21 protein-coding genes and 1 pseudogene are annotated in these 24640 nt (G+C 46.9%); 18 read left to right on the top strand and 4 right to left on the bottom strand.

Annotation, left to right across the window (positions count from 1 at the left end):
- Positions 1 to 97 precede the first annotated feature (97 nt).
- Positions 98 to 1219 (top strand): response regulator aspartate phosphatase, encoded by a 1122-nt coding sequence (locus tag AUL54_RS09270; protein ID WP_060963667.1) that lies wholly within the window; start codon positions 98 to 100, stop codon positions 1217 to 1219.
- Positions 1220 to 1333: 114 nt separating this feature from the next.
- A complete protein-coding gene (locus AUL54_RS09265; RefSeq protein ID WP_060963666.1) occupies positions 1334 to 2110 on the top strand; it encodes a glucose 1-dehydrogenase in 777 nt (258 codons plus the stop codon).
- A 3-nt stretch (positions 2111 to 2113) separates the two neighbouring features.
- Here the strand turns inward: AUL54_RS09265 and AUL54_RS09260 are convergent, their stop codons facing one another.
- On the bottom strand, positions 2114 to 3352 hold the full coding sequence (locus tag AUL54_RS09260) for an MFS transporter (RefSeq protein WP_060963665.1): 1239 nt from the start codon (positions 3350 to 3352) through the stop codon (positions 2114 to 2116).
- Positions 3353 to 3900: 548 nt separating this feature from the next.
- Here AUL54_RS09260 and AUL54_RS09255 point away from each other — a divergent pair.
- The 4 genes from AUL54_RS09255 to AUL54_RS09240 all read left to right on the top strand — a co-directional run bounded on the left by AUL54_RS09255 (position 3901) and on the right by AUL54_RS09240 (position 8256).
- Positions 3901 to 5580: a glycoside hydrolase family 13 protein gene (locus AUL54_RS09255; protein WP_060963664.1), complete on the top strand. Its 1680-nt coding sequence runs from the start codon at positions 3901 to 3903 to the stop codon at positions 5578 to 5580.
- 181 nt (positions 5581 to 5761) lie between these two features.
- Positions 5762 to 6709 (top strand): metal ABC transporter substrate-binding protein, encoded by a 948-nt coding sequence (locus AUL54_RS09250; protein ID WP_060963663.1) that lies wholly within the window; start codon positions 5762 to 5764, stop codon positions 6707 to 6709.
- Between the two features lie 54 nt (positions 6710 to 6763).
- Positions 6764 to 7459, top strand: a complete 696-nt coding sequence (locus tag AUL54_RS09245; protein ID WP_016936838.1) for a metal ABC transporter ATP-binding protein — start codon at positions 6764 to 6766, stop codon at positions 7457 to 7459.
- Entirely contained in the window at positions 7417 to 8256 is an 840-nt protein-coding gene (locus tag AUL54_RS09240; RefSeq protein ID WP_016936837.1) for a metal ABC transporter permease, read from the top strand. The genes AUL54_RS09245 and AUL54_RS09240 overlap by 43 nt, the downstream gene beginning before the upstream one ends.
- A 43-nt stretch (positions 8257 to 8299) precedes the next feature.
- Here the strand turns inward: AUL54_RS09240 and AUL54_RS09235 are convergent.
- A pseudogene (locus tag AUL54_RS09235) lies at positions 8300 to 9294 on the bottom strand (LLM class flavin-dependent oxidoreductase).
- Between the two features lie 275 nt (positions 9295 to 9569).
- Between AUL54_RS09235 and AUL54_RS09230 the strand changes: the two are divergent.
- The 10 genes from AUL54_RS09230 to AUL54_RS09185 all read left to right on the top strand — a co-directional run bounded on the left by AUL54_RS09230 (position 9570) and on the right by AUL54_RS09185 (position 19645).
- Positions 9570 to 10166, top strand: a complete 597-nt coding sequence (locus AUL54_RS09230; protein WP_011996286.1) for a TerD family protein — start codon at positions 9570 to 9572, stop codon at positions 10164 to 10166.
- 23 nt (positions 10167 to 10189) lie between these two features.
- The gene (locus AUL54_RS09225; RefSeq protein ID WP_007409047.1) at positions 10190 to 10771 is read left to right on the top strand and encodes a TerD family protein; all 582 of its coding nucleotides are present in this window, start codon (positions 10190 to 10192) and stop codon (positions 10769 to 10771) included.
- A gap of 32 nt (positions 10772 to 10803) precedes the next feature.
- The gene (locus AUL54_RS09220; protein WP_038456899.1) at positions 10804 to 11382 is read left to right on the top strand and encodes a TerD family protein; all 579 of its coding nucleotides are present in this window, start codon (positions 10804 to 10806) and stop codon (positions 11380 to 11382) included.
- Between the two features lie 38 nt (positions 11383 to 11420).
- Entirely contained in the window at positions 11421 to 12194 is a 774-nt protein-coding gene (locus AUL54_RS09215; RefSeq protein WP_003156644.1) for a TerC family protein, read from the top strand.
- A gap of 73 nt (positions 12195 to 12267) precedes the next feature.
- On the top strand, positions 12268 to 13890 hold the full coding sequence (locus tag AUL54_RS09210) for a YceG family protein (RefSeq protein ID WP_060963662.1): 1623 nt from the start codon (positions 12268 to 12270) through the stop codon (positions 13888 to 13890).
- A 6-nt stretch (positions 13891 to 13896) separates the two neighbouring features.
- The gene (locus AUL54_RS09205; protein WP_060963661.1) at positions 13897 to 14985 is read left to right on the top strand and encodes a toxic anion resistance protein; all 1089 of its coding nucleotides are present in this window, start codon (positions 13897 to 13899) and stop codon (positions 14983 to 14985) included.
- A gap of 115 nt (positions 14986 to 15100) precedes the next feature.
- Positions 15101 to 16303 carry an MFS transporter gene (locus AUL54_RS09200; protein ID WP_060963660.1) on the top strand — a complete coding sequence of 401 codons (1203 nt, stop codon included), beginning with the start codon at positions 15101 to 15103 and terminating at the stop codon, positions 16301 to 16303.
- A 355-nt stretch (positions 16304 to 16658) separates the two neighbouring features.
- On the top strand, positions 16659 to 17915 hold the full coding sequence (gene opuAA / locus AUL54_RS09195) for a glycine/proline betaine ABC transporter ATP-binding protein OpuAA (protein ID WP_060963659.1): 1257 nt from the start codon (positions 16659 to 16661) through the stop codon (positions 17913 to 17915).
- On the top strand, positions 17916 to 18764 hold the full coding sequence (gene opuAB / locus AUL54_RS09190; RefSeq protein ID WP_003156639.1) for a glycine/proline betaine ABC transporter permease subunit OpuAB: 849 nt from the start codon (positions 17916 to 17918) through the stop codon (positions 18762 to 18764). It abuts the gene before it with no gap.
- Positions 18764 to 19645, top strand: coding sequence for a glycine betaine ABC transporter substrate-binding protein (locus AUL54_RS09185; protein WP_045926289.1), 882 nt, complete (start codon positions 18764 to 18766; stop codon positions 19643 to 19645). The genes opuAB and AUL54_RS09185 overlap by 1 nt, the downstream gene beginning before the upstream one ends.
- A 135-nt stretch (positions 19646 to 19780) precedes the next feature.
- Here the strand turns inward: AUL54_RS09185 and AUL54_RS09180 are convergent, their stop codons facing one another.
- Together AUL54_RS09180 and AUL54_RS09175 are read right to left on the bottom strand one after the other, a co-directional pair.
- Positions 19781 to 21133: an IS1182 family transposase gene (locus tag AUL54_RS09180; protein ID WP_060963187.1), complete on the bottom strand. Its 1353-nt coding sequence runs from the start codon at positions 21131 to 21133 to the stop codon at positions 19781 to 19783.
- Between the two features lie 126 nt (positions 21134 to 21259).
- Positions 21260 to 22381 (bottom strand): M20 peptidase aminoacylase family protein, encoded by a 1122-nt coding sequence (locus AUL54_RS09175; RefSeq protein WP_060963658.1) that lies wholly within the window; start codon positions 22379 to 22381, stop codon positions 21260 to 21262.
- 133 nt (positions 22382 to 22514) lie between these two features.
- On the opposite strand from AUL54_RS09175, the gene AUL54_RS09170 reads away from it, so the two are divergent.
- Together AUL54_RS09170 and AUL54_RS09165 are read left to right on the top strand one after the other, a co-directional pair.
- The gene (locus AUL54_RS09170) at positions 22515 to 23948 is read left to right on the top strand and encodes a YfcC family protein (RefSeq protein ID WP_060963657.1); all 1434 of its coding nucleotides are present in this window, start codon (positions 22515 to 22517) and stop codon (positions 23946 to 23948) included.
- Between the two features lie 92 nt (positions 23949 to 24040).
- Positions 24041 to 24529, top strand: coding sequence for a hypothetical protein (locus tag AUL54_RS09165; RefSeq protein WP_060963656.1), 489 nt, complete (start codon positions 24041 to 24043; stop codon positions 24527 to 24529).
- The last annotated feature ends 111 nt before the right edge of the window (positions 24530 to 24640 follow it).

Genomic DNA, 24640 nt, shown 5'->3' with positions numbered 1-24640 from the left:
CTTTCTTTAATTGGTTAAAATCTTTGTTTGCTCACTGTTATAAATTTGCTATGATAAAATATAACATAATTAGTAGCCGGAGGAAGGAGGCAAATCTATGAAATCCAAGATTCCATCTGAAGAAGTAGCCGTAAAGATGAATGAATGGTATAAGCTGATCCGCGCGTTTGAAGCCGATAAAGCTGAAGCGCTGAAGCGGGAGATTCAATATGAACTCGAAGATATGGAAGAGAACCAGGATTTATTATTGTATTTTTCATTGATGGAATTTCGGCACCGCATCATGCTGGATAAATTAAAACCCATGAAAGACTGCGACGGCCGGCCTCCGTTCTCTGAAATGCTCACTGAGATTGAGATGAACCAGCAAAAGCTGACCGGTTTACTGGAATACTATTTTTACTATTTCAGAGGAATGTATGAATTTAAGCAGAAAAACTTCATCTCAGCGATTTCTCATTACAAACGGGCTGAGGAAAAGCTTGAATATGTGGAAGATGACATAGAGAAAGCCGAGTTTTTGTATAAAATTTCTGAAGTGTACTATCATATCAAGCAGACTTTCTTTTCGATGAATTACGCGGGACAGGCGCTTGATATTTACAAGAAATATGAATTATACGGAATGAGAAGGGTGCAGTGCAAGTTTATCATTGCCGGAAATTTGATGGACGCCCAGCAGCATAAAAAAGCGCTGGAATACCTCGAATGCGCCTTGGAGCACGCGGAGCGGCTTGATGATCAATATATGATTGCTGCGGCCTATTATAATATCGGGCACTGTATGTACAGTCTGGGTGACTTTTGCAAGGCGGCGGATGACTTTGAACGTGCGGCTGCCGGCTTTGAAGCAAACAGCTTCCAACAGGTCATCCAGGCTGTTTTTTCACTCACGCATATATACTTTAAAATGGAAAAATACAGTGAAGCCGCCGCCAGCTACGCGCGGGGCATGAAAAGCGCGGCGGAGTGGGAAGATGAGATCTATATGACAAAATTCCGTCTGATTAAAGAGCTTTATCAGGGGGAAGGCGGGCAGGATTCACTCAAAGAGTATTTTGATATTCTGGAATCTAAGGAACTGTTAGCTGACACGGAGGAGCTGCTTCAGGATGCGGCCCATTTCTTTCATAAACGGGGGAACTACAAAGCGGCATCTTATTTTTTCAGCCGGCTTGTCGGCGTGCAAAAAAGGCTGCAGATGAACAACTACGCATAATGAAAAAAGAACGGGGGGACTTCGGTTTCATCGTTCTTTTTATGATTCCTTCTGTTTTCAGCCGATCAAAACCGGGTACATGCCCTGTATCAACATCAGGGAGGAAATGAGACAATGTATCAGGATTTACAGGGAAAAACAGCGATTGTAACAGGTTCTTCGAAAGGAATCGGAAAAGCCATTGCCGAACGCTTCGGCAAGGAGCGGATGAATGTGGTTGTAAACTACCTCGGTGATGCTGCCGGAGCAGATGAAACGGCGGACATCATTGAGAAAGCGGGAGGCAGAGCCGTCACCGTAAAAGCCGATGTATCCTCAGAGAAAGAGATTCAGGCGCTGTTTGATGCCGCACAGGAGCATTTCGGCGGAGTGGACGTGATGGTCAACAATTCCGGCTTTAACGGTGCCGAAGCGATGCCCCACGAAATGAGTCTGGAGGATTGGCAAAAGGTCATCGACGTCAACGTGACCGGCACCTTTTTGGGGGCGAAAGCGGCCCTTAAACATATGCTCGATCGCGGGAAAAAAGGAACGGTCTTAAACATATCGAGCGTCCATCAGCAAATACCCCGCCCTGAAAACGTGCAGTACTCAGCATCCAAAGGCGGGATCAAAATGATGACGGAAACGATGGCGCTCAATTACGCAGATAAAGGCATCCGGGTCAATGCCATCGCTCCCGGCACGATCGCCACGGAGTCTAATAAGGACCTGGAAGATGAAACACATAAACAGGCCCAGCTGAAAAAAATTCCGATGAACGCCTTCGGAAAACCGGAAGAAGTCGCAGCCGCCGCCGCATGGATGGTGTCGGAGGAAGCAAGTTACGTGACCGGAACGACACTTTTCGTCGACGGAGGCATGACGCTTTATCCGTCTCAGCTGGAGTGAACATTACACTAATTTCTTATTTTTAATGTCACTTTCTTCTTTTAGGAGACGCCAGTCCTCGTTTCGAAGAGAAGTAAACAGAAAAACAATATTTGTCAAGATAATAATAAATGAGCCTGCTTGGAACACATGCAAAGTGCCAAGCTTATGAGAAAAATAGCCTGCAGCTAAAACGCTGAGGGGAGCCAATAATGTTGAAATGAGCCTTGAACCGCTAAAAACGCGTCCTAAATAGTCAGCAGGGACATGAGTCTGAAAAAGCAAACTTACAAGTCTGGAATTTAAACCTATGCTCCCCATTAAAATGGAATTAAGAATCCCGATTATAAGCCAATGATCGCTGTGTGCAAGAATCAGTAAAGACAATGCAGTCATGAAAGATGAAATAAATAATGCATGTGCTGACTTGAAAAAACGGTGCACGTAGGGAAGAATAACACCGCTAATGATTCCGCCTGCAGCACTTAGCGTATAAATGAAACCGATTTGTGTTTCCGTGATATGAAGCTCTTCTTTTAGTTTGAACATAATCATTAGAACCGCCCCTGTTAACCCTAAATTTATAAATAGGTTCCATAACGTCAGCAACTTGTAAACTTTAATCGAGAGGGTATATTTAAGACCTTCAAAACTTTTCCTGAGAATTTCCTTAGGAGTTGCAGCGGCTGTTATCTCTTTATCTGAGTAGTTTATTAATTTAAGCGAGAAGATAAGGATTAAAAAACCTAAAAATGTAAACCATAGGCTATTAAACAATCCAAATATAGTTAATGATAAACCGGCTATTGAAGGGCCAATTGATGTAGCTATTGATAAAGCGATCTGAGAAAAAGAATTAGCTGAGGGCAGATCACTCTTTTTCACGATTTCAGGAATGATAGATATGTCAGTTAAACCATACATTGCGATTAGCAGATCAATAAAAAAGGCAATGAATAAGACAAGAGGTGCCGTTAGGATCTGCAATTCATGGAAGATTGGAATTAAAGAAATGAGGAATGCCTGCGATATTGAAATGAAGATAAGTACCTTTTTCCTATTATATGAATCAATAACGGCGCCGCCAAAATAGGCTGCAAGAAAATCTGCCAGAAAACCTAGAGCGTAGCAAACCCCCATTAATATTGGAGAGTTCGTGAAATAAAGTATTAACAAGGGGAGAACAAGGTCATATATATTTTCAGTTAATTTGTGTATAAAATTACTGCTGACTACGAAAAGAAACGCTCTGTTTTTAATCATGATTTAATCCTTTCCCATAATGTTAAATACAATAAAGAGAAGAACTTAGGACAGCTAAGTTCTTCTCGATTACTCTACTCAATCGTAACTTCGTAATTGTCCCCTATTTCTTTAAGTAAATCTTTAGCGCTTTTTGCTTCAATTGAGGCAGCGCCATAAGGTGTTTGAGCGATTTTTCCAAGCAATGCAATCGAGGCTTCATCCATAAGCTGAGGAGTAATACAATTGATGAATGCCTTTAGCCCTTCTTTTTCTAAAGGATTATCAATTTTGTTTACTAGATGTTCTTTTGGAAAAACAATCCTTCAATTTCGGTTTTCTCGATCTCTTCCTCTTTCATGAGTATCCTTCCTCTCATTTGATTTAAATACTGATTATTTTGAATAAACTAACAATAACCAATTTTTAGAATGTTGTAAACATTTTTTGTAATAATTGGATTTTTTTATTTTTGGTCTGTGACTCAAGTGGCCATATCATGTTTGGAAATATCGGGAAGACCTTGTTTACATTTAATAAAAATAAGGAAATAAAGGAGATTAGACTTTATGCCGAATGACTGGTGGAAAGACGCCGTTGTCTACCAAATCTACCCGCGGAGCTTTCAAGACACGAACGGTGACGGCATAGGCGATTTGCGGGGGATTATCGCGCGTCTCGATTATATAAAAGAGCTTGGCGCCGATGTGATATGGATCTGCCCGATTTACCCGTCGCCAAACGTTGACAACGGCTACGACGTGACAGATCACCAAGCGATTATGGAATCTTACGGAACGATGGAGGATTTTGGCGATCTGCTTACGGAATGCCGCAGCCGCGGATTAAAGCTTGTGATGGACTTCGTCTTAAATCATACATCCACAGAGCATCCTTGGTTCAAAGAGGCGGAAATGAATCCCGACAGCAAATACCGCGATTATTATATTTGGCGGCCGGGCACCGCGGACGGCCCGCCGACCGATTGGGTGTCGGCTTACGGCCAATCCGTCTGGCAGTACGAAGAACATACGGGCGAATATTATCTGCATATGAACGCCGTCAAACAAGCCGATCTGAATTGGGAAAATCCCGAAATGCGGCAATCCGTGTACGAGATGATGAGATTCTGGCTCGATAAAGGCGTAGACGGCTTGCGTATAGACCAGCTCCATCTTCTGTCCAAAAAAGAATACCTGCCGCCGTATGAAGATTATATCGCTCGCCGGGCCGATCCGAAGCCTTTCCGGCCAAACGGAGCACGGATACATGATTACTTAAAAGAAATGACGAAAGAAGTATTTTCCAAATATGACGTGATGTCGGTCGGCGAGGCCGGATCAATGACGCCTGAGGAGGGGCTCGTTTATACGGGAACCGATGAGCATGAGCTGAATATGATTTTTCATTTTCAGCATATGGAGCTTGACCAGAAGCCGGGCCAAGAGCATTGGGATGTAAAACCGCTTGAGCTGACCGATTTGAAGAAAGTGCTCACAGACTGGCAGAAAACACTTGAACATCAGGGCTGGAATACGCTGTATTGGTGCAATCATGACCAGCCCCGGATCGTATCCCGCTTCGGAGACGCAGGCAAATACCGAAAGGCATCAGCCAAAATGCTTGCCGCCCTGCTTTATTTCATGAAAGGCACGCCATACATTTATCAGGGAGAAGAACTCGGCATGACAAACGCCCCGTTTGACAGGATTGAGGACTATCAGGATATTCAGACCGTCAATATGTATCACAAAAGGGTATTTGAAAAGGGCTGTGACAGAGAAGAAGTCATGGCGTCTATTATGGCGAAAAGCCGTGACCATGCCCGTACACCGATGCAGTGGGACGGCAGCAAGAATGCCGGGTTTACAAAGGGAGAACCGTGGCTGAAGGTCAATCCCAATTACAAAACCGTCAATGCGGCCGAGGCTCAGGATGATCCCGATTCTGTATTGAACTTTTACAAAAAACTGATCCGCCTGCGAAAACAGTATGCTGATGTCATAAAAGGCAGCTACACGCTGCTGCTTCCTGATGACCCGCAGCTGTTTGTATATGAAAGACAAGCAAACGGACAAAAGCTCATCTCCATCAGCAACGTATCGAAAGAAGAAGCCGTCTTTTATTGGCCTGATGGCTCCAAACCTGAAAGCGCCGAGCTTCTTCTCAGCAACTATGAAAATGGCGGCGCGGAATCCCGCATCACATTCCGCCCTTATGAAACAAGAGTCTATCTGCTGGCCTGCTAAGAGTTAGACCGCCCCTGTCCTTACCTGACGGGGGCTTTATAGGTAAATCGGATATCAATTTAGAAAAAATATCTTGCAAAACGTAATTACTTCGTTTTATTATGGTAAAGGTAACAAATGAGCGAGAAAGTACGATTCGGAAATCGTCATCATTCTGATTTGCAGAACAGGGGGAAACGGCTTGTTTAAAAAATGGAGCGGAATCATCGTCATTGCGGCATGCTTTTTAATTGCGGCGGGCTGCGGCAATTCATCTTCAAAAGGTTCGTCAGGTTCTTCGAAAAACGGCAAACTGCACGTCGTGACGACCTTTTATCCTATGTACGAATTCACAAAACAAATTGTAAAAGACAAAGGCGATGTAGACATTCTCATCCCGTCTTCGATCGAGCCCCATGATTGGGAGCCGACGCCGAAGGATATCGCTGGCATTCAAAACGCCGATCTTTTCGTATACAACAGCGAATATATGGAGACATGGGTTCCGTCAGCGGAAAAAAGCATGAGCTCTGATCATGCGAAGTTTGTAAAGGCGTCAAAAGGGATTGACCTGCTCAAAGGCTCGGATGAAGAGGAGCATGAACACGGCGGTCATGACCACAGCATGGACCCTCACGTCTGGCTGAGCCCGGTTCTTGCGCAAAAAGAGGTCAAAACCATTACAGAGCAGATCGTAAAACAGGACCCGAAGAATAAGGCATACTATGAGAAAAATAGTAAAGAATATATTGCAAAACTGAAGGATCTTGATAAACTATACCGTACAACATTAAATAAAGCGGCGAAAAAAGAATTGATCACACAGCATGCGGCGTTCAGCTATCTCGCTAAAGAGTACGGCTTGAAACAGGTTGCGATTGCAGGCCTTTCTCCTGAAGAAGAGCCGAGCCCGGCCAAACTGGCAGATCTCAAAACGTTTGCCAAACAGCATGATGTGAAGATCATCTACTTTGAAGAAGTCGCGTCGCCTAAAGTTGCAGATACACTTGCCGGTGAAATCGGCGCGAAAACGGAAGTGCTCAATACACTGGAAGGTTTAAGCCAAAAAGAACGGGATAAAGGCATCGGATATATCGACATTATGGAGAAAAACCTCGATGCACTGAAAGATTCGCTATTGGTTAAATAACATAGTGTGCGCCGCAGGGTGCACACTATTTCTATGCGGGAAAGGAAGGTCAGCATGAATCTCGTTACATTAAAAGATATCGTTTTTGGTTATTCGCATACACCGGTGCTTGACGGCGTGTCGCTAGAAATCAAAAGCGGCGAATTCGTCGGCATTACAGGGCCGAACGGCGCGTCAAAATCGACGCTCATGAAAGTCATGCTCGGCATGCTCAGACCTTGGGAAGGAACGGCCGAGATCAGTAAAAAAAACGCAGCCGGAAAACGCCTGACAATCGGCTATGTTCCGCAGCAGATTTCTTCATTTAACGCAGGGTTCCCGAGCACGGTCCTTGAGCTTGTGCAATCCGGCCGTTATACGAAGGGGAAATGGTTTAAACGATTGAACGAAACGGATCACCACGAAGTAGAAAACGCGCTGAAGATGGTAGAAATGTGGGATTTCCGCAACCGGAAAATCGGCGACTTATCCGGCGGACAGAAACAGAAAATCTGCATTGCGAGAATGCTTGCGAGCAATCCGGATCTGCTGATGCTTGATGAGCCGACAACAGCGGTTGATTATGAAAGCAGACAGGGCTTCTATGAATTTATGCACCATCAGGTGAAAAATCACAACCGCACCGTCGTCATGGTGACACACGAACAAAACGAAGTACAGCAGTATTTGGATAAAGTCATACGGCTTGAGAGGGGGGAAAAAGGCGGATGGAAATGTTTGACTTGGAATTCATGCGACGAGCTTTTCTAGCGGGAAGCATGATCGGAATTATGGCGCCGATATTGGGCGTATACCTCGTGCTGAGAAGACAGGCGCTGATGGCGGATACGCTGTCTCATATTTCATTGTCGGGCGTCGCCATCGGTTTTTTTCTCAGTACCAATATTACGGCGGCGAGCATCGTGGTCGTCACGATCGGGGCCATCGGCATCGAATATATGCGGCGGGCATACCGTACATATTCTGAGGTGTCCATCGCAATCTTAATGGCGGCCGGGCTGTCGTTTGCGATGTTTCTGATCAGCCTGTCAAAAGGCGGCGCGTCGATGAGCATCGATCAATATTTATTTGGATCGCTTGTGACGGTCAGCCAGCAGCAAGTCTATATTATCGGCGGAATTACCCTGCTGATCCTGCTTTATTTCATTATTTTAAACAGACCGCTCTATCTGCTTACCTTTGATGAAGCAACGGCGAAGACATCCGGCATTAACACCAATCTTCTGTCAATGTCTTTCAGCATCGTGACGGGGCTTGCGATTTCGGTCATTATTCCGATTATCGGCGTGCTGCTTGTTTCCGCGCTCCTCGTATTGCCCGCGGCTTTTGCGATCCGTATCGCCAAAGGATTTAAATGGGTGTTTACGGCGGCCATTGCCATTTCTCTGTTCAGTGTGTTCACGGGGCTGACGTCTTCATACCAGCTCGGAACGCCTCCGGGGCCGTCAATCACTTTACTGTTAATCATTCTGCTTCTGCTCGGCTTTACGCTGCAGGGGATTTGGAATGCGTTTAAAAAAGGAAAAGAACGAAAAAACCGCCGTTAAGCGGTGCAGCAGGCTCATCTGCTGCTCCGTTTGACGGCTTTTTTTACAGAAATAAATCAGCGAGACGTTCATATGACTCTTTTTTTGCTTCGAAATCAAAGACGTTGCACAGCACCATCATCTCTTTTGTCTGATAACGTTCGGAAAGTTCAAGCAGACGGCGTTTGACTGCGGCGGGAGAGCCGATCACCATCCGCTTCCTGTTTTCTTCAATCTGCTTACGGTCCTCCGGCGAATACGGGTAAGCCTTCGCTTCTTCCACACTCGGCACGCGGCTGTCGGCACCTTGCCGACACGAAGCAGCCATAAATCCTGGCTTAACGCGAGTTCTTCCGCTTTCTCATCCGTAGCCGCGCATATGACGAAAATGGCACAGAGCGAGGCGGGAGCGGAGAAATGGGCGGAGGCCCGGAAATGGTCCCGATAGATCTGAAAAGCTTTTTCCCCGCGTTCCGGATTAATGAAATGGCCGAAGACATAGCCCGCACCCTGAAGAGCGGCTCGCCTGGCGCTGTTTTCCCCGAGGCCGAGCACCCAAAGCTGCGGGGCTGTTTCAATCAAAGGCGCTGTTTTTATTCCGGCATAATCATGGTCCGAGGGAACCGAATCTGTCAAAAAGGATGACAAATCCTGAAGCTGCCTGTTGAACTCGGTCATGCTTTTCTTTACCCCGTCTGTGAGGGCAAGCCGGATTTTCGTCGTGCCGCCCGGTGAGCGTCCGACCCCCAGATCAATCCGGTTCGGATGGAGCGCCTCAAGCTGGCGGAATGTTTCCGCGACTTTATAGGGGCTGTACTGCGGCAGCAGAACGCCGCCTGAGCCGACCCGGATAGTCGTTGTGGCTGCGGCGGTATGAGCGATCATAATTTCCGGCGAAACGCTTGCGAGCCCTCTTGTGCCGTGATGCTCGGCAAACCAGTACCGCTTATAGCCCCAACCTTCGCTGAGGCGGGCGAGCTCCGCGGAATGGCGGAGCGTCTCGTGCGGACCGTTTCCTTTGGATACTGGCGCCTGATCAAGTATGCTTAAATCAATCACTCGTCTGCCCCTTTCCTGACATGTTTTGATACAAGGATAGGAAAAATGTTCAGTCCCCGTCAATTTCTTTGTTTTTTCTATTCTCTCCGGAACGAAGGAGAATATAGGAAGTGATTTTTCGCCGTTTTTCGTCAAAAATTCTTATGTTTTATGAAACTTTGATATAATAAAAGACGTATATCTTAATAAATACCGGGATTCATGTCCCGACATTTTGTGAAAATGCGCACTTGCGGCGTGCTTAGCGGCACCCTTACAGAATAGGAGTGAATCATATGGCGATCTCTTTACAAAAAGGCCAGCGGATTGATTTAACAAAAGGAAAAGCCGGCCTGTCAAAACTGCTGGTCGGACTCGGCTGGGACCCTGTATCATCCGGAGGCTTTTTCGGAAAACTGTTCGGCGGAGGCGGTGCCAATATCGACTGTGACGCTTCCGTACTGATGCTTGAAAATGATAAAATGACAGACAGTAAAAACGTCATCTATTTCGGCAATCTGAAAAGCCGATGCGGCGGTGTCGTACACACGGGTGACAACCTGACGGGAGAAGGCGACGGCGATGATGAACAAATTCTCATCGATTTGGCGAAAGTCCCCGCTCAGATTAATAAACTTGTGTTTGTCGTCAATATTTACGACTGCGTCAGACGAAAACAGGACTTCGGCATGATTCAAAACGCGTTCATCCGCGTCGTTGATCAGGCTAACCGCGAAGAACTGGTGACTTACAATTTAAGAGATAACTATTCAGGCAGAACGAGCCTGATCGCGGCTGAAATCTACCGCGAGGACGGCGAGTGGAAATTCGCTGCGATAGGTGAAGGCACAAACGATACGAAAATCGGCGATATCGTTAACCGATACGCCTAAACGAAAAAAAGGAGAGTGCACACATGGCAATTTCATTGGCAAAAGGACAAAAAGTAGATTTGACTAAAACAAATCCGGGGCTGTCTAAAGTCGTTGTCGGCCTTGGCTGGGATACAAACAAATACGACGGCGGACATGATTTTGATTTAGATTCCAGCGTCTTTCTATTAAATGAAGCAGGAAAATGCGCATCGCCCGATGATTTCATTTTCTATAATCAGCTTGAAGGCGGAAATGGCTCTGTCGCACATTCAGGCGACAACCTGACAGGCCAGGGAGAGGGCGATGATGAAAGCGTAAGAGTCAACCTGAGCGCAGTGCCTGCCGCTATTGACAAAATTTCATTCGTCATCACGATTCATGAAGCGGAAGCGCGCGGCCAAAACTTCGGACAAGTTTCCAACGCGTTCGTGCGCATTGTCAATGAAGAAACAAATGAAGAGCTGATCCGCTACGATCTGGCTGAAGATTTCTCAATTGAAACAGCCATTATCGCAGGGGAGCTTTACAGACATAACGGCGAATGGAAATTTTCCGCGATCGGCTCAGGCTACCAAGGCGGACTGGCCCGTATTGCGACAGATTACGGTCTGCAAATCGGCTGAACCATATCAAACACAGAAGGGAGAGACGGCACATGGCTATTCAATTAGCGAAAGGACAGCGTGTTGATCTGACAAAAACGAACCCCGGCCTTACAAAAGCGGTGATCGGCTTAGGCTGGGATACGAACAAGTACTCCGGAGGGCATGACTTTGACCTTGACGCGTCGGCTTTTCTGGTCGATGCCCATGACAACTGTGTAAATGATCTTGATTTTGTTTTCTACAATAACCTGGAACACCCGAGCGGCGGCGTCATCCATACGGGAGACAACCGGACGGGCGAGGGTGAGGGAGACGATGAACAAATTATCGTCGACTTCTCAAAAATACCCGCAAATATTGAAAAGATCGGTATTACCGTCACGATTCATGATGCGGAAGCGCGCGGCCAAAATTTCGGACAAGTTTCCAACGCGTTCGTGCGCGTCGTCGATGAAAACACCCAGAATGAACTGCTTCGTTTCGATTTAGGGGAAGACTTCTCGATTGAAACGGCGGTTGTCGTTTGTGAGCTTTACCGCCATGGGGCTGAGTGGAAATTTAACGCCATCGGCAGCGGATTTTCCGGCGGTCTGGCATCACTTTGCCGGAATTACGGCTTGCAGGTGTAAGCAGGAAATTACCGTTTTACTAAATAGGAGGAAAAAACTTGGATTTTCTACATCATATTATGTCGACCTACGCTTCCTTTTTTGATTGGAAAATGTGGGGTGAGGTGCTGACTGACCCTGTATCATGGGGGCTGATCGGTTCTCTGGTTCTGCTGGAGGGGCTGCTGTCGGCCGACAATGCGTTAGTGCTTGCGGTGATGGTAAGGCATCTGCCTGAAAAACAGCGGAAGAAAGCATTAACGTACGGATTGTTCGGGGCATATATTTTCCGTTTTATCTTTATCGGAATCGGAATGCTGCTCATTAAGTTCTGGTGGATCAAAGTGCTTGGCGCGCTGTACCTGGCTTGGCTCGTCATTAAGCATTTCTGGATCGGAGAAGGTGATGACGATACGGAAGGCATGAAGAAAAATTCATGGATGGTCCGTACGTTCGGAATTTTCTGGGCAACTGTCGTTTCAGTTGAGTTAATGGATTTGGCCTTCTCTGTTGACAGCATTCTGGCCGCGTTTGCGGTATCGGAAAAAGTGTGGGTGCTCTTGATCGGCGGTATGCTTGGCATTCTCATGATGCGTACAGTCGCAAAAGTATTCCTTGTTTTAATTGATAAAATCCCTGAGCTTGAAAACACGGCTTTCGTGCTGATCGGGATTATCGCCGTGAAAATGGCGGCGAGCGCCTTTGATTATGAAATGCCGCACGTGGTGTTCTTCGGAATCATCATCGCTGCGTTTGTGGTGACGTTTATCATCCACTATTTCAACAAACAAAAGCAGGTTCAGGAGCAGACGGCTGCATCTAAAGAAGAATAAAACCAAAAAAGGAGGGAGAGTTCATTTCCTTCCTTTTTTGTACCGATTATCATGAAGAGAAAGGAGGAAGATCATGAGGCAGGAAGAATTGGTGATCCGAAAAGCCGAGCCGGAAAACGATGACTGGGAAACGTTTCTGATGCAGCCGCTTCCGGAACGCCCCGGTTACGAGCGGGAAAGCGGGCTGGCGTTTACCCGTCTAGCCGTCCGGATTCTGGGCACTCCTTATGATGAGACGGAGTACTACAATAAGCTTTTCGAGCTGTCTTCTCATGAAAACATTCATGTGTTGAGCGAGACACTGGATAAGACCATCGCGCCGGAAACGTTTCAGGCGCTGCAGCACATTCATTCGGTCAATCAAAAGGAAAAAGGCCTTTCTGTTTCCAGATTTGTCGCGTTTCTCGACGGGGGCAGGCTGCTTGCCAAACATGCCGATCCGCTTATGCACCGCCGGCTGAGAACCGCGTTTATGACGCTTTTGGAAACCTTTGCAGGCCGGCATGAAAACGGGCTGAATCATCCCGACTTCAGGCGGGTGCTCTTAGATGTGTCAAAGTTCTCGCTGAACCACCTGAATCCATGGCTCGAACAAGCCGATATAGAGCGTGAGATGCCGAAGGTGGTGTGGTATGGAGACGCGACCAAAAGCCAGCTCTATTTTCTCTATTATCTCATGCTGATCGGCTGTGATGTCTTATTGTTTCATCCGTCAGCGGAAGATCCGTTCAGCATGATTGATCCGGATGAGGAGCTCAGTCTTGTGATAAAGCTTCCCGCAACAGGCAGCCTTAAGCCTTTTCCGAAAGAAAAGCCGGACAGAACGTCCACGACGGCCTACCGGTCAACGAAAGAAATTGAGCATGTGCTGAACCATGAGGAATCCATGATGTATAAGCCTTGGCAGTTCAGGGAGCACACCCCGCAGTCCGTGACCTTAAAAACGACGTATGATGAGTTATTTCTCATTGCGAAGGAGCGGGCGTTTATCCGGCCGCAATTTAAAGCGGACAGGGAGCGGGTGGCCGTTCCGAACCTTTTTGCGAAGGTGATGGGGGTTTCCAAAGATACGAAGGAATATTGGAACAGACTCCATACCGCCGCGGACTATCAGGAGACACACATGATCCGCAGTTTTCCGTTTACAGAAGAGCTGAAAGCCAACTACCAGTATCACTACAGTCAGGTTTTGAACGAAGAAGGAGCGATTGACGCGGACAGGCTGCAAAGAAGCAACATCTGGCAGTACAAGCATCTCCCGTCAGGCGTGCAGAGCGCGATCGCCAATGTGATTTCTGACATGTGCAGAAACCCCGGACTGAAGGCTTTGCCCGGGGAGCAGGCAAGGGATACCGCAATTTATTTGTTCCGCCAGGCGACGAACCTGCCCGCCTCGCTGCTGCAATTGATTCAGACGTTTGATTACGCCCAAACCGTACCGAAACTCGTTTTATATCATACCGAACAAAATGGCGAACTCACACGTTCGGACGCAGCCGCTCTTTTGTTTTTAAATAAATTCGGGGTTGATATCATCTTGTATAATCCGCCGGGGCATCAAGACATCGAGCATTATATAGAAGAAAGCCAATTCGATGTCCATTGGCTGGAGGACATGGTGTTTCGGCAGGAATATAAAGAGCCGTCACTCGTAAGAAAGCTGTTTAGAACCATTACGCAAAAGCAGGGAGAGTAAATAAACATGACAGAAAATCAAAATCCGCTTGTTCTTAATAAAAATGAAGAGATTTCTGAACAAAAAGCAGATGACATCAGAGTGCAGCTGCGCCAAGACCCTGAGGTGCAGCGCATTGCGCAGCAGATTGACGTGAAAAACCAAATGGAGCTGCTGGAGTACGGAAAAGAACCGGCAGTTGAGATCTCGAAGTTTTCCGACCGCATCTTAAATATGATGAAAACAACAAGTGTCACAGATTCAGGCACAATGCTGACGCAGCTCGGAAAAATCATGGACCGTTTTGACAAGAATGATTTCGATGAACCAAAAGGATTCCTCGCTAAAATGTTCAAGCGCGGCAACAGTATGATTGAAAAGATTTTTCAGAAGTACCGCACCCTGGGCGGAGAAATTGAAAAAATCCATGTTGAAATTTCGAAATACAAAGATGAAATGGCAAAGACGAACCATACACTTGAAGAGATGTATGAAAACAACATTAACTACTACATGGAGCTTGAAAAATATGTCGTGGCCGGGCAGATGAAGCTTGAGGAAATGCAGGCGCTCATCCCTTCTTATGAAGAGAAAGCGGCCGGCGGGAACCAGCTTGCGCAAATGCAGCTCGATACGCTGCGCGACGGGCTTCAAGCGCTTGAGGAACGTGTGTATGATTTAGATATGGCTCGGATGGTGGCGCTGCAAACGGCACCGCAGATCCGCCTCCTTCAGCGCGGGAACACGAAGCTCATCGGAAAAATCAATTCCGCATTCGTCATTACGATTCCGATTTTCAAAAACGGCATCATTCAGGCTGTCACCGTCAAACGCCAAAAGCTTGTGGCTGATTCAATGAGCGAATTGGACCGCCGCACGAATGAAATGCTGAAGCGCAACGCTGAAAATATTTCAAACCAAAGCGTGGAGATCGCCCGTATGGCAGGCCGTCCGAGCATTGACATTGAGACGATCGAAACGTCTTGGAATACGATTGTCAGCGGTATGCAGGAAACAAAACAGATCGAGGAAGAGAACAGACGTATCAGAGAAGACGGAGCGAAACGGATTCAACAGCTTCAGGATAATATTAAAAACGCAGTCTTAAAGAATTAATCTGCACCCCGCTTGCTTACGGCAAGCGGGATTTTTTTTGTGAAAAAGATAATGACAATGTGTAAAGACAGATGTAAACTTATACGGTAATCATTTTCGATTTGAGGTGCTGCTTATGAACAAACAACCTGCCGTTACTCCGCGCAAACTTCTGGCCATCGCCGGAATGGGCTGGCTGTTTGATGCAATGGATGTCGGAATTTTATCGTTTATTATCGCCGCGCTTCACGCTGATTGGAATTTAACGCCTGATCAAATGAAATGGATCGGAAGCGTCAATTCCATCGGTATGGCAGCGGGCGCCTTTGTATTCGGAATGCTGGCTGACAGGATCGGCCGGAAAAAAGTGTTTATGATCACGCTGTTGCTCTTTTCTGTCGGAAGCGGCATATCCGCTTTCGCAACGGGATTGACGGTTTTTCTCATATTGCGTTTTCTGATCGGAATGGGGCTTGGCGGGGAGCTTCCTGTCGCCTCCACGCTCGTGTCAGAAGCGTCCGCCCCTGAAAAGCGGGGGAGGATCATCGTGCTGCTTGAGAGCTTTTGGGCGGCGGGCTGGCTTCTTGCGGCGGTTATATCTTACTTTGTCATCCCGGCATTCGGGTGGCAGGCCGCGCTGCTCTTAACGGCGCTGGCGGCGTTTTATGCGCTGTATTTGCGGAGAAGCCTTCCGGAATCACCGGTGCATCAGGCTTTATCGCAGAAAAAAAGTATACGCGGCCAGGCGGGAAGTGTCTGGGTGAAACCGTATATCCGGCCGACGGTTCTGCTGTCTGTCGTTTGGTTCTGCGTCGTCTTTTCCTATTACGGCATGTTTTTGTGGCTGCCGAGCGTGATGCTGATGAAAGGCTTCAGCATGATTGAGAGCTTTGAATACGTGCTGCTGATGACACTTGCCCAGCTTCCCGGATATTTTTCAGCGGCGTGGCTGATCGAAAAAGCGGGGCGGAAGACCATCTTAGTCATCTATTTGCTCGGAACGGCGGGCAGCGCTTATTTCTTCGGTGCCGCAGATTCATTGGGTATGTTATTGGCGGCCGGCATGCTGCTGTCCTTCTTCAATCTCGGCGCGTGGGGCGTGCTTTACGCCTATACACCGGAGCAGTATCCTGCGGCGATCCGTGCGACCGGCTCCGGGACAACGGCGGCCGTCGGCAGAATCGGCGGTATTTTCGGCCCGCTTCTCGTCGGATCGCTTGCAGCCCGGAACGTTTCATTTACAGCTATTTTCGCCGTCTTTTGTGCGGCCATTCTGATTGCCGTCATTACCATTCTTATTCTCGGTAAAGAAACGAAACAGACAGAGCTTGCAGAATGAGCACCCTTTAGGGGTGGTTTTTTTTGGGGACTATATATTCCTTATTTTTGGGAGGAGGAAACTCCTTTAACTAGGACAATGTCGCAAAGAAATTCTTGTAATTGTAAAAAAAGGATAGGAAATCAGTTTTGCAGCACATTCGATGGAAACGTTCTCAAGCCTGATAAAAGCCCGGTTTCCTTTGTAATTTATCCTCATTAAGGAGGATTAGAGAGTATTTAGAAGCATACCAGAGGAAAATCAGACACATGGATGTTTTTAAAGTAATGATACAAAATAACAGGGATTATGATGTTTGTTTGACTTATTACAAACGTGTTACGGTATTAAGGATTGCTTATTATGGAGGGAAAATATGAATTCGGATGAGAAACCAATTAAGATAAAAGTCGAAAATGTATCCAAAGTTTTCGGAAAACAGACAAAAAAAGCCATTCAGATGCTGTCCAGCGGAAAAAACAAAAAAGAGATCCTGAAAGCTACCGGATCAACCGTTGGTGTCAATCAAGCAAACTTTGATGTTTATGATGGGGAGATATTTGTCATCATGGGTCTATCGGGGAGCGGTAAATCAACTTTAGTGCGGCTGTTAAACCGGCTTATTGAACCGACTGCCGGGAATATCTATATTGATGGTGACATGATAACAAATATGTCAAAAGACCAGCTCCGGGAAGTGCGCCGGAAAAAAATCAGCATGGTCTTTCAAAAATTTGCGCTGTTTCCGCACAGAACGATTCTTGAAAATACAGAATACGGTTTGGAGCTCCAAGGCGTTGACAAAAAAGAGCGTGAGCAAAAAGCGCTTGATTCGCTTAAGCTTGTCGGTCTTGAAGGCTTTGAACACCAATTCCCCGATCAGCTTAGCGGAGGAATGCAGCAGCGTGTCGGCCTTGCCCGCGCATTAACGAATGATCCTGACATTCTTCTGATGGATGAAGCTTTCAGTGCGCTTGATCCGCTGATCCGTAAAGATATGCAGGATGAGCTTTTAGACCTTCATGACTCTGTCGGCAAAACGATCATCTTTATCACGCATGACCTTGATGAAGCATTGCGCATCGGCGACAGAATCGTGCTGATGAAAGACGGTAACATCGTTCAGATCGGGACACCTGAAGAAATTCTGATGAGCCCGTCCAATGAATACGTTGAAAAATTCGTTGAAGATGTTGATTTATCAAAAGTTCTGACAGCGGGCCATATCATGAAGCGCGCTGAAACTGTGCGGATTGACAAAGGGCCTCGTGTAGCGCTGCAGCTGATGAAGAACTTGGGTATTTCTTCTATTTACGCCGTTGATAAACAGAAACAGCTTCTCGGTGTCATTCACGCGGCGGATGCGAAAAAAGCGGTGGAATCCGACTTATCGCTTCAGGATATTTTAAATACTGAATTTACGACTGTGCACGAAAGCACCTACTTGACGGAAATTTTCGATGTCGTGTCTGATGCGAATATTCCGATTGCCGTCACGGACGATAAGAACCGCATGAAAGGCATTGTCGTAAAAGGCGCATTAATCGGCGCGCTTTCAGGCAATAACGATTATATAAATGTTGAAGATTCTGCTGAACAAGCTCAGGATTCTTCTGTTCAGGGGGTGAAGTAAATGGACAGATTGCCTAGAATTCCGTTAGCAGATATCGTTGACCGGTTTGTTGACTGGCTTACCATGACGTTCGGAGGTTTCTTTGACGGAATCTCAAACGGTTTGGCCGCTTTCGTAAACGCGATTGTGAGCGGATTGGGTTTCATCCCGTCTATTTTATTGACTGTTATTTTTGCAGCTCTCGCTTGGTGGATCAGTACGAGAGGAATTGCACTCTTTACGTTAATCGGATTCCTTGTTATTGATTATTTGGGTTATTGGTCGCCGATGCTGCAAACGCTGGCGCTTGTCGTCACATCTGTTTTGATTTCCATTATTATCGGGGTTCCGATCGGCATATGGGCGTCTCAGAAAGAAACGGTCCGCCGCATTGTCACACCGATTCTGGATTTAATGCAGACCATGCCGGCTTTCGTATACCTGCTGCCTGCCATTTTCTTCTTTAATATCGGGGTTGTGCCAGGCGTTGTGGCATCTGTTATTTTCGCGATGCCTCCGACGATCCGCATGACGGTTCTCGGTATTAAACAAGTTCCGGCTGATCTGATTGAAGCCACTGAAGCGTTCGGTTCAACGACGTCTCAGCGTCTGTTCAAGGTTCAGCTTCCGCTTGCCACAAAAACCATTCTTGCCGGTATTAACCAAAGCATCATGCTTGCTTTGTCAATGGTCGTTATCGCGGCCATGGTCGGAGCGCCGGGTCTCGGTTCTGAAGTATACAGCGCCGTGACACAATTGAAAACCGGTGTCGGAGTGGAAGCGGGTATCGCGATCGTCATCGTAGCGATTACACTCGACCGTATCACGCAAAACATTAAAGTGAAGAAAAAGAGCAGGGGGAATGCCTGATGCTTAAGAAAATCATCGGTGTCGGCGTTACCGCTGCGCTGGCTCTTTCTTTGGCTGCCTGCGGTTCGCAGACTGATGGTCAGGCAACGGCTGCGGATCAGGTGAACAAAACCATTATCGGTATTGATCCGGGCTCGGGAATCATGGCCCTGACGGACGAGGCCGTGAACGATTACGGATTGAAAGACTGGAATGTCGTCACAGCATCAAGTGCCGCTATGACGGCGACATTGAAAAAATCATATGACCGGAAAAAGCCGATCATCGTAACGGGCTGGACGCCGCACTGGATGTTCTCCAGATATAAGCTGAAGTTCCTTGATGATCCGAAAAAAACGTACGGAACTGCCGAGCAGATTCATACGATTACAAGAACAGGCTTCAGTAAGGAACAGCCTAACGCGGCCAAGGTTCTCAGCCAGTTCAACTGGACGCAGGACGATATGGGAGAAGTCATGATTGCCGTTGAAGAAGGCGAAAAGCCGGCCAAAGCCGCTGCTGAATATGTGAAAAAACATAAAGATCAAGTAGCTCAATGGACAAAAGGCGCTCATAAAGTAAAAGGTGATAAAATCAACCTGGCTTATGTGGCGTGGGACAGTGAAATCGCAAGTACGAACGTGGTCGGAAAAGTATTTCAAGACCTCGGCTATGACGTGAAGCTGACGCAGGTGGAGGCAGGCCCGATGTGGACTGCGATTGCGACAGGCAGCGCGGATGCGTCACTGTCTGCTTGGCTTCCGAACACTCATAAAGCATATGCGTCTAAATATAAAGGCAAATATGAAGATGTGGGAACGAGTCTGACAGGCGTCAAGATGGGTCTGGTCGTTCCTCAGTATATGAAAAACGTCAATTCAATTGAAGATTTGAAGAAATAAACGAAGAAAAGCAGCCCTGTGACGGGCTGCTCAGCTTGTAGAGAAAACGATGTTTTTTCTACAAGCTTTTTTGTTTTATACAGTTTCTTTAGATATTCATCAGGTTTCAGATGCAGAAAAAGAGCTCCCACATGCCTAGCCTTGTTTGGCTAGGTATGTGGCAATCTTCTTCATATTCTGGCATGCGGCTGTGAGGAGGACTTGCTCGCTCACATTCCGCTTTCCCCTCAACCTGCAATAGCGAAGCCCATGCAGCTGTTTTGAATCTGCAAAGCTTCGCTCTATTTTTTCTTTTCTTTTTTTGTAGAGGTTTTTTCCTGAAACAGACAAGCGATTTTGTCTGACCCTTTCTTTATGGTCCTCCCATACATGCCGGGTGATGACCTTTTGGCGGTTCTTTGATTTTGTGCATTGTGCAAGCAATGGGCATGCGGAACAGATTTCAGGATTTGATTTATATGACCGGTAGCCTTTTCGGTCAGTTGTTGAGTATGTAAGTGTTTGGTGATTTGGACAAATGTATCTATCTTGTTCACTGTCATAATGAAATTTCCATTTTGGAAACAAGCCTCTGGCAGGGTGATATCGTCTATAGGCAATAACGCCAAAAATATGGCGGTCAGCTAATCCTTTACAGATCGGGGTCGTTAAATAACCAGAATCAAGAGCGACGGCTTCTACATCAAAATCAAATCGTGCGATTTGGTGATCCAATCGGTCAAGATAAGGTACAGAATCATGGACATTTCCGGGCGTGACATAGGCGTCGGTGATAATGTTATGTTTCATATCCGTTGTTCGGTGATCTAAATAAAAGAAACCCTCCGGTTTATTTTCACGATACATATATCCACTTTCCGGATCAGTTGTACTGTGGCGGATCTCTTTTTCAGCTTTCACCTCCTCTTTGACTTTTAACGGCTTTTTTCCGTGTTCCTCCCGATCCTCTTGTATGGCTTCATTTAAATCCTTGATATAGTTTTGGGTATCCTGCGCAATTGTTTTTCTTGTGTATTTATGCTTGTTGGCATTGGCTTTCAGATGAGTTGAATCAGTGAATAGGACACGTCCGCCCACCATGTCATGATTGATGGCCTGAAGAACGATCTCATCAAAGATGTCTTGGAAGATGGTTGTATCTTTAAAGCGTGTGCGTCTGTTCCAGCTGATGGTGGAGTGATGCGGAACTGGATCATTTATGTTCAATCCGAGAAACCATCTGTATGCCATATTGTAGTAAATTTCTTTTTCGAGCTGTCTTTCTGAACGGATACCGTAGAGGTAGCCGATAAACATCATTTTGAATAAAATCAGCGGATCGAGTGAAGGGCGGCCTTTGTTTTCGCTGTAGTAAGGCTTAACCTTTTCAATGATAAAAGAGAAGTCTATGTGTTTATCAATTTTTCGAAGCAGATGATCTTCTTCGACGAGTTGGTCAAGCAAAACAAATTCGGCTGTGTTTTGAGAAGAGTTTCTTGTGTGGAACATGAGAAAGACACCGTCCTTTTTAGTCTTTCTTTTATTTTAATACAGGAGAATGGATATTTTAAGGAAAAATAAAGGCTGTCGAGATTTTCTCGACAGCCTGAGCAGCCCTGTGACGGGCTGCTTTTTTTATGCTTCAAACGATGCGAGGACGGCGGCTGTTAATATCTCAACACCTGTAAAGATGGCGCTTCGGTCAAATGTCATATGAGGATGGTGGAGCCCCGGCTGAAGTCCGCATCCAAGGCCGAGCATCGTCGTTTTCAAGTTCGGCACCTTCAGTCCGTAGAAATGAAAATCCTCTCCTCCGGTTGTCACGAGAGGCTCATCCACATGTTCTTCTCCGAGAATGCCGCTTATTGCAGACGCCATGATGGCTTCCGCTTCTTTGTTTCGCTCGGCTGCCGGGAGGCTGTGTTCTTTTTGCAGTTCGATCTTTGCGCCGAATGCGGCAGCTGCCGCCTCGCAGGCTCTTTCGGTTTCGGCGGTTAATTTCTCCATGGCGGCATTGGTTTGCGCACGGAGATCAAGGCTGAAGGAGGCTTTTCCCGGAATGATATTGGAACTCTCTCCGCCTGCCTGAAGCTTTGTCATCTTCACCGAATGCGGAATGCCGGGATCGAGATGAATGAAGCTGAGTTTCTGCACGAGATGGGCGGCGATTTCAATACTGTTAAGCCCGAGATGCGGCCTCGCGCCGTGGGCTTCTTCTCCGAAAATCAGGCCTTCAATATGCTGGCTTGAGCCATGCAGAATGGAGGGGGCGCATCGGCCGTTTGCCGTTTCCTGTACGGGGCGTACGTGCACGCCGTATAAGTAGTCAACATCATCAAGCACGCCTTTTTCAATCATTTTCAGCGCCCCGCCGCCTTTTTCTTCTGCCGGCTGAAAAATAAAGCGGATGGTTCCCTTCGGAAGCTGCGGCTGACTCTTTAAAAGCATCATCGTGCCGAGCGCCATCGTCATATGTGAATCATGTCCGCATGAATGGTTCGCCTGAAAAACTCCGTCCACTTCCTGCCACAGCGCGTCAATATCCGCCCGGACCGCCACAACGGGGGAGCCTTCTCCGATTTCGCCGACAACTCCGGTACAATCATCAAACGTGCGGGTCCGGCAGCCGGCCGCTTTCAGTTTTTCAGCCAGATATTCAGTTGTTTGATATTCCTTCCAGCTTACTTCGGGATGGGCGTGCAGGTGGTTAAAAATATCCATAATGACTTGTTTGTCATGCTCTGTGAGTCTGTTCATGCCGTAAGTCCTCCTTCAAAAGCTGTCTGTTTTTTATTTTTGATATTGAAAACAGGCAATCGGTCTGTATATAATATAGCACATATCTGTATTTTCTGAATAGTTTATAAATTTAAAGCGGGATGGTGATGTTATGGCTGTGCCGAAGACCGAACCTGTATTGAAAAAGAAAAAAATGTTTGTCATGCCCGATGCTTATGTGCTGCTGTTCATTGTCGCTTTACTTTGCGCGATAGCGTCGTACATCGTTCCCGCTGGAGAATTCGACAGGGTGACAAAGGGCAGTGTGACATCTGCCGTCCCTGGAAGTTATCACTCTCTGGATCAGTCCCCTGTCAGCCCGATCGCCTTTTTTACCGCGATTCAGGAAGGGATGACAAGTTCCGCTCCGATTATCTTTCTGATCCTGTTTACGGGCGGCACCATTGCGATTTTAGAGAAAACGGGCGCCATCAGTGGATTGATTAATAACGTGATCAGTACGTTCCGCACAAAACAGCTGCTGTTTATTGCGATTGTCGGATCTCTATTTTCGATTCTCGGCACAACCGGCATCGTCGTCAATTCCGTAATCGGTTTTATTCCGATCGGCCTGATCGTCGCCCGTTCGCTGAAATGGGATGCCGTGGCCGGAGCAGCCGTCATTTATATCGGCTGTTATGCGGGGTTTAACGCGACGATTCTATCACCTTCACCGCTCGGGTTATCACAAAGCATCGCGGAGCTGCCGATGTTTTCCGGCATTGGCCTGCGGATTGCCGTCTACATTTGTTTTCTGCTATCATCTATTTTATATATTTATCGGTATACGAGAAGACTCAGAAAAGCAAAGGACGCCAGTCTGCTGGGGAACGATTGGTTTCCGGCGGCAGGCTCAATCCGGCAGGTTTCTGATCAGGAGGACAAGCATGTCCCGTTTACTGTCCGCCATAAGCTGATTCTGGCTGTTGCGGCTTTGTCGCTTGCCGGCTTTTTGTACGGTGCGCTAACCCTTGGCTGGTCTGATTCAGAAATGGCCGCCGTGTTCATTTTTATCTCGATCGTGTCCGGACTGATTGCGGGGATGGCGGCAAATGATATCGCAAAAACGTTTATCACAGGCTGCCAGGGTCTCGTTTACGGCGCGCTGATTGTCGGAATGGCGAGAAGCATTTCCGTTATCCTGGAACACGGAAAGCTGCTTGATACGGTAGTTAATGGACTTGCGTCACTGCTCCACGGTTTCAGCCCGATGGCAGGCGCAATCGGAATGTATATTTCCAGTGCTCTGCTTCATTTTCTGATTTCATCAGGATCGGGGGAGGCGGTCGTATTTATACCGATTTTGGCTCCGCTTGCCGATCTGATGGGCATCACGAGACAGGTGGCAGTTGAAGCGGTCATGCTCGGAGAAGGCGTTGTAAACTGTGTCAATCCGACATCGGGCGTACTGATGGCCGTACTGGCCGCAAGCGGTATTCCGTACGTAAAGTGGCTTCGCTTTATGGTTCCGCTGGCGCTGATCTGGTTTGTGATCGGACTGGTGTTTATCTGCATAGGCGTTTTGATCAAATGGGGTCCTTATTAAACGTTTTTGTCAATGATATTTCGGTTTATCATTATGAATCGGCAAGATATAATGGGAGTTGTAAGCCATTCTTAAAAGTACGGGAGGAAGTCATGAATCAGCATCGGAACCGACTTTCAAACGTGAATGGAAAGAGTGAGAGTGTGAAAGAGAAAGAACGAATGATTTGGTCAGAAGTCGGAATGCTTGTGGGCACACTGTCTTTGCTTGATATCATCGTACGCGGACTTGTCCTGAACTGTCCGTTTAGGGAATGGGCCGGAAGCTTGGCGGTTTTCTTCATTATAATTGTTTATTATTGTATCAGAGCAGGAGCGTCGGGAATGCTCATGCCGAGAATAGACACCAAGGAAGAACTGCGAAAACGAGTGAAGCAGCAGCGGATCGATTCAATTGCGGTCGCTTTTGCGGCAGCTGCGCTTACGATATACGATAGGGGGCTGCCCCATACATTCTTTGCTTGGCTGAAAATGATCTTTCTTTTTATCGTCTGCGGAGGCGTTCTGTTTTTGCTTCGGTATGTCATTGTGAAGCTGTCTTACAGAAGAGCGATAAAAGAAGTGAAAAAGAAATCATCTTGATAGGTGGTTTCTTTTTTTGTTGATCTGATAGGAATATAGATTTGATTTCACTCTGCCACGTTGTTTTGATAGAGAGAGTGTGATAAGTTGAAATGAAAGCGTTAACAAAAT

The organism is Bacillus sp. SDLI1 (assembly GCF_001553895.1).
GTDB classification, from domain to species: domain Bacteria; phylum Bacillota; class Bacilli; order Bacillales; family Bacillaceae; genus Bacillus; species Bacillus siamensis.
The sequence above is the reverse complement of the archived record's forward strand: the minus strand, read 5'-3'. Positions and strand labels throughout refer to the sequence as shown.

What these genes read in the sequence shown, in the direction of transcription:
- AUL54_RS09270 (WP_060963667.1), top strand. Translation starts at nt 98, where the DNA reads ATGAAATCCAAGATTCCATCTGAAGAAGTAGCCGTAAAGATGAATGAA.
- AUL54_RS09265 (WP_060963666.1), top strand. Translation starts at nt 1,334, where the DNA reads ATGTATCAGGATTTACAGGGAAAAACAGCGATTGTAACAGGTTCTTCG.
- AUL54_RS09260 (WP_060963665.1), bottom strand. Translation starts at nt 3,352, where the DNA reads ATGATTAAAAACAGAGCGTTTCTTTTCGTAGTCAGCAGTAATTTTATA.
- AUL54_RS09255 (WP_060963664.1), top strand. Translation starts at nt 3,901, where the DNA reads ATGCCGAATGACTGGTGGAAAGACGCCGTTGTCTACCAAATCTACCCG.
- AUL54_RS09245 (WP_016936838.1), top strand. Translation starts at nt 6,764, where the DNA reads ATGAATCTCGTTACATTAAAAGATATCGTTTTTGGTTATTCGCATACA.
- AUL54_RS09240 (WP_016936837.1), top strand. Translation starts at nt 7,417, where the DNA reads ATGGAAATGTTTGACTTGGAATTCATGCGACGAGCTTTTCTAGCGGGA.
- AUL54_RS09230 (WP_011996286.1), top strand. Translation starts at nt 9,570, where the DNA reads ATGGCGATCTCTTTACAAAAAGGCCAGCGGATTGATTTAACAAAAGGA.
- AUL54_RS09225 (WP_007409047.1), top strand. Translation starts at nt 10,190, where the DNA reads ATGGCAATTTCATTGGCAAAAGGACAAAAAGTAGATTTGACTAAAACA.
- AUL54_RS09220 (WP_038456899.1), top strand. Translation starts at nt 10,804, where the DNA reads ATGGCTATTCAATTAGCGAAAGGACAGCGTGTTGATCTGACAAAAACG.
- AUL54_RS09210 (WP_060963662.1), top strand. Translation starts at nt 12,268, where the DNA reads ATGAGGCAGGAAGAATTGGTGATCCGAAAAGCCGAGCCGGAAAACGAT.
- AUL54_RS09205 (WP_060963661.1), top strand. Translation starts at nt 13,897, where the DNA reads ATGACAGAAAATCAAAATCCGCTTGTTCTTAATAAAAATGAAGAGATT.
- AUL54_RS09200 (WP_060963660.1), top strand. Translation starts at nt 15,101, where the DNA reads ATGAACAAACAACCTGCCGTTACTCCGCGCAAACTTCTGGCCATCGCC.
- opuAA (WP_060963659.1), top strand. Translation starts at nt 16,659, where the DNA reads ATGAATTCGGATGAGAAACCAATTAAGATAAAAGTCGAAAATGTATCC.
- opuAB (WP_003156639.1), top strand. Translation starts at nt 17,916, where the DNA reads ATGGACAGATTGCCTAGAATTCCGTTAGCAGATATCGTTGACCGGTTT.
- AUL54_RS09185 (WP_045926289.1), top strand. Translation starts at nt 18,764, where the DNA reads ATGCTTAAGAAAATCATCGGTGTCGGCGTTACCGCTGCGCTGGCTCTT.
- AUL54_RS09180 (WP_060963187.1), bottom strand. Translation starts at nt 21,133, where the DNA reads ATGTTCCACACAAGAAACTCTTCTCAAAACACAGCCGAATTTGTTTTG.
- AUL54_RS09175 (WP_060963658.1), bottom strand. Translation starts at nt 22,381, where the DNA reads ATGAACAGACTCACAGAGCATGACAAACAAGTCATTATGGATATTTTT.
- AUL54_RS09170 (WP_060963657.1), top strand. Translation starts at nt 22,515, where the DNA reads ATGGCTGTGCCGAAGACCGAACCTGTATTGAAAAAGAAAAAAATGTTT.
- AUL54_RS09165 (WP_060963656.1), top strand. Translation starts at nt 24,041, where the DNA reads ATGAATCAGCATCGGAACCGACTTTCAAACGTGAATGGAAAGAGTGAG.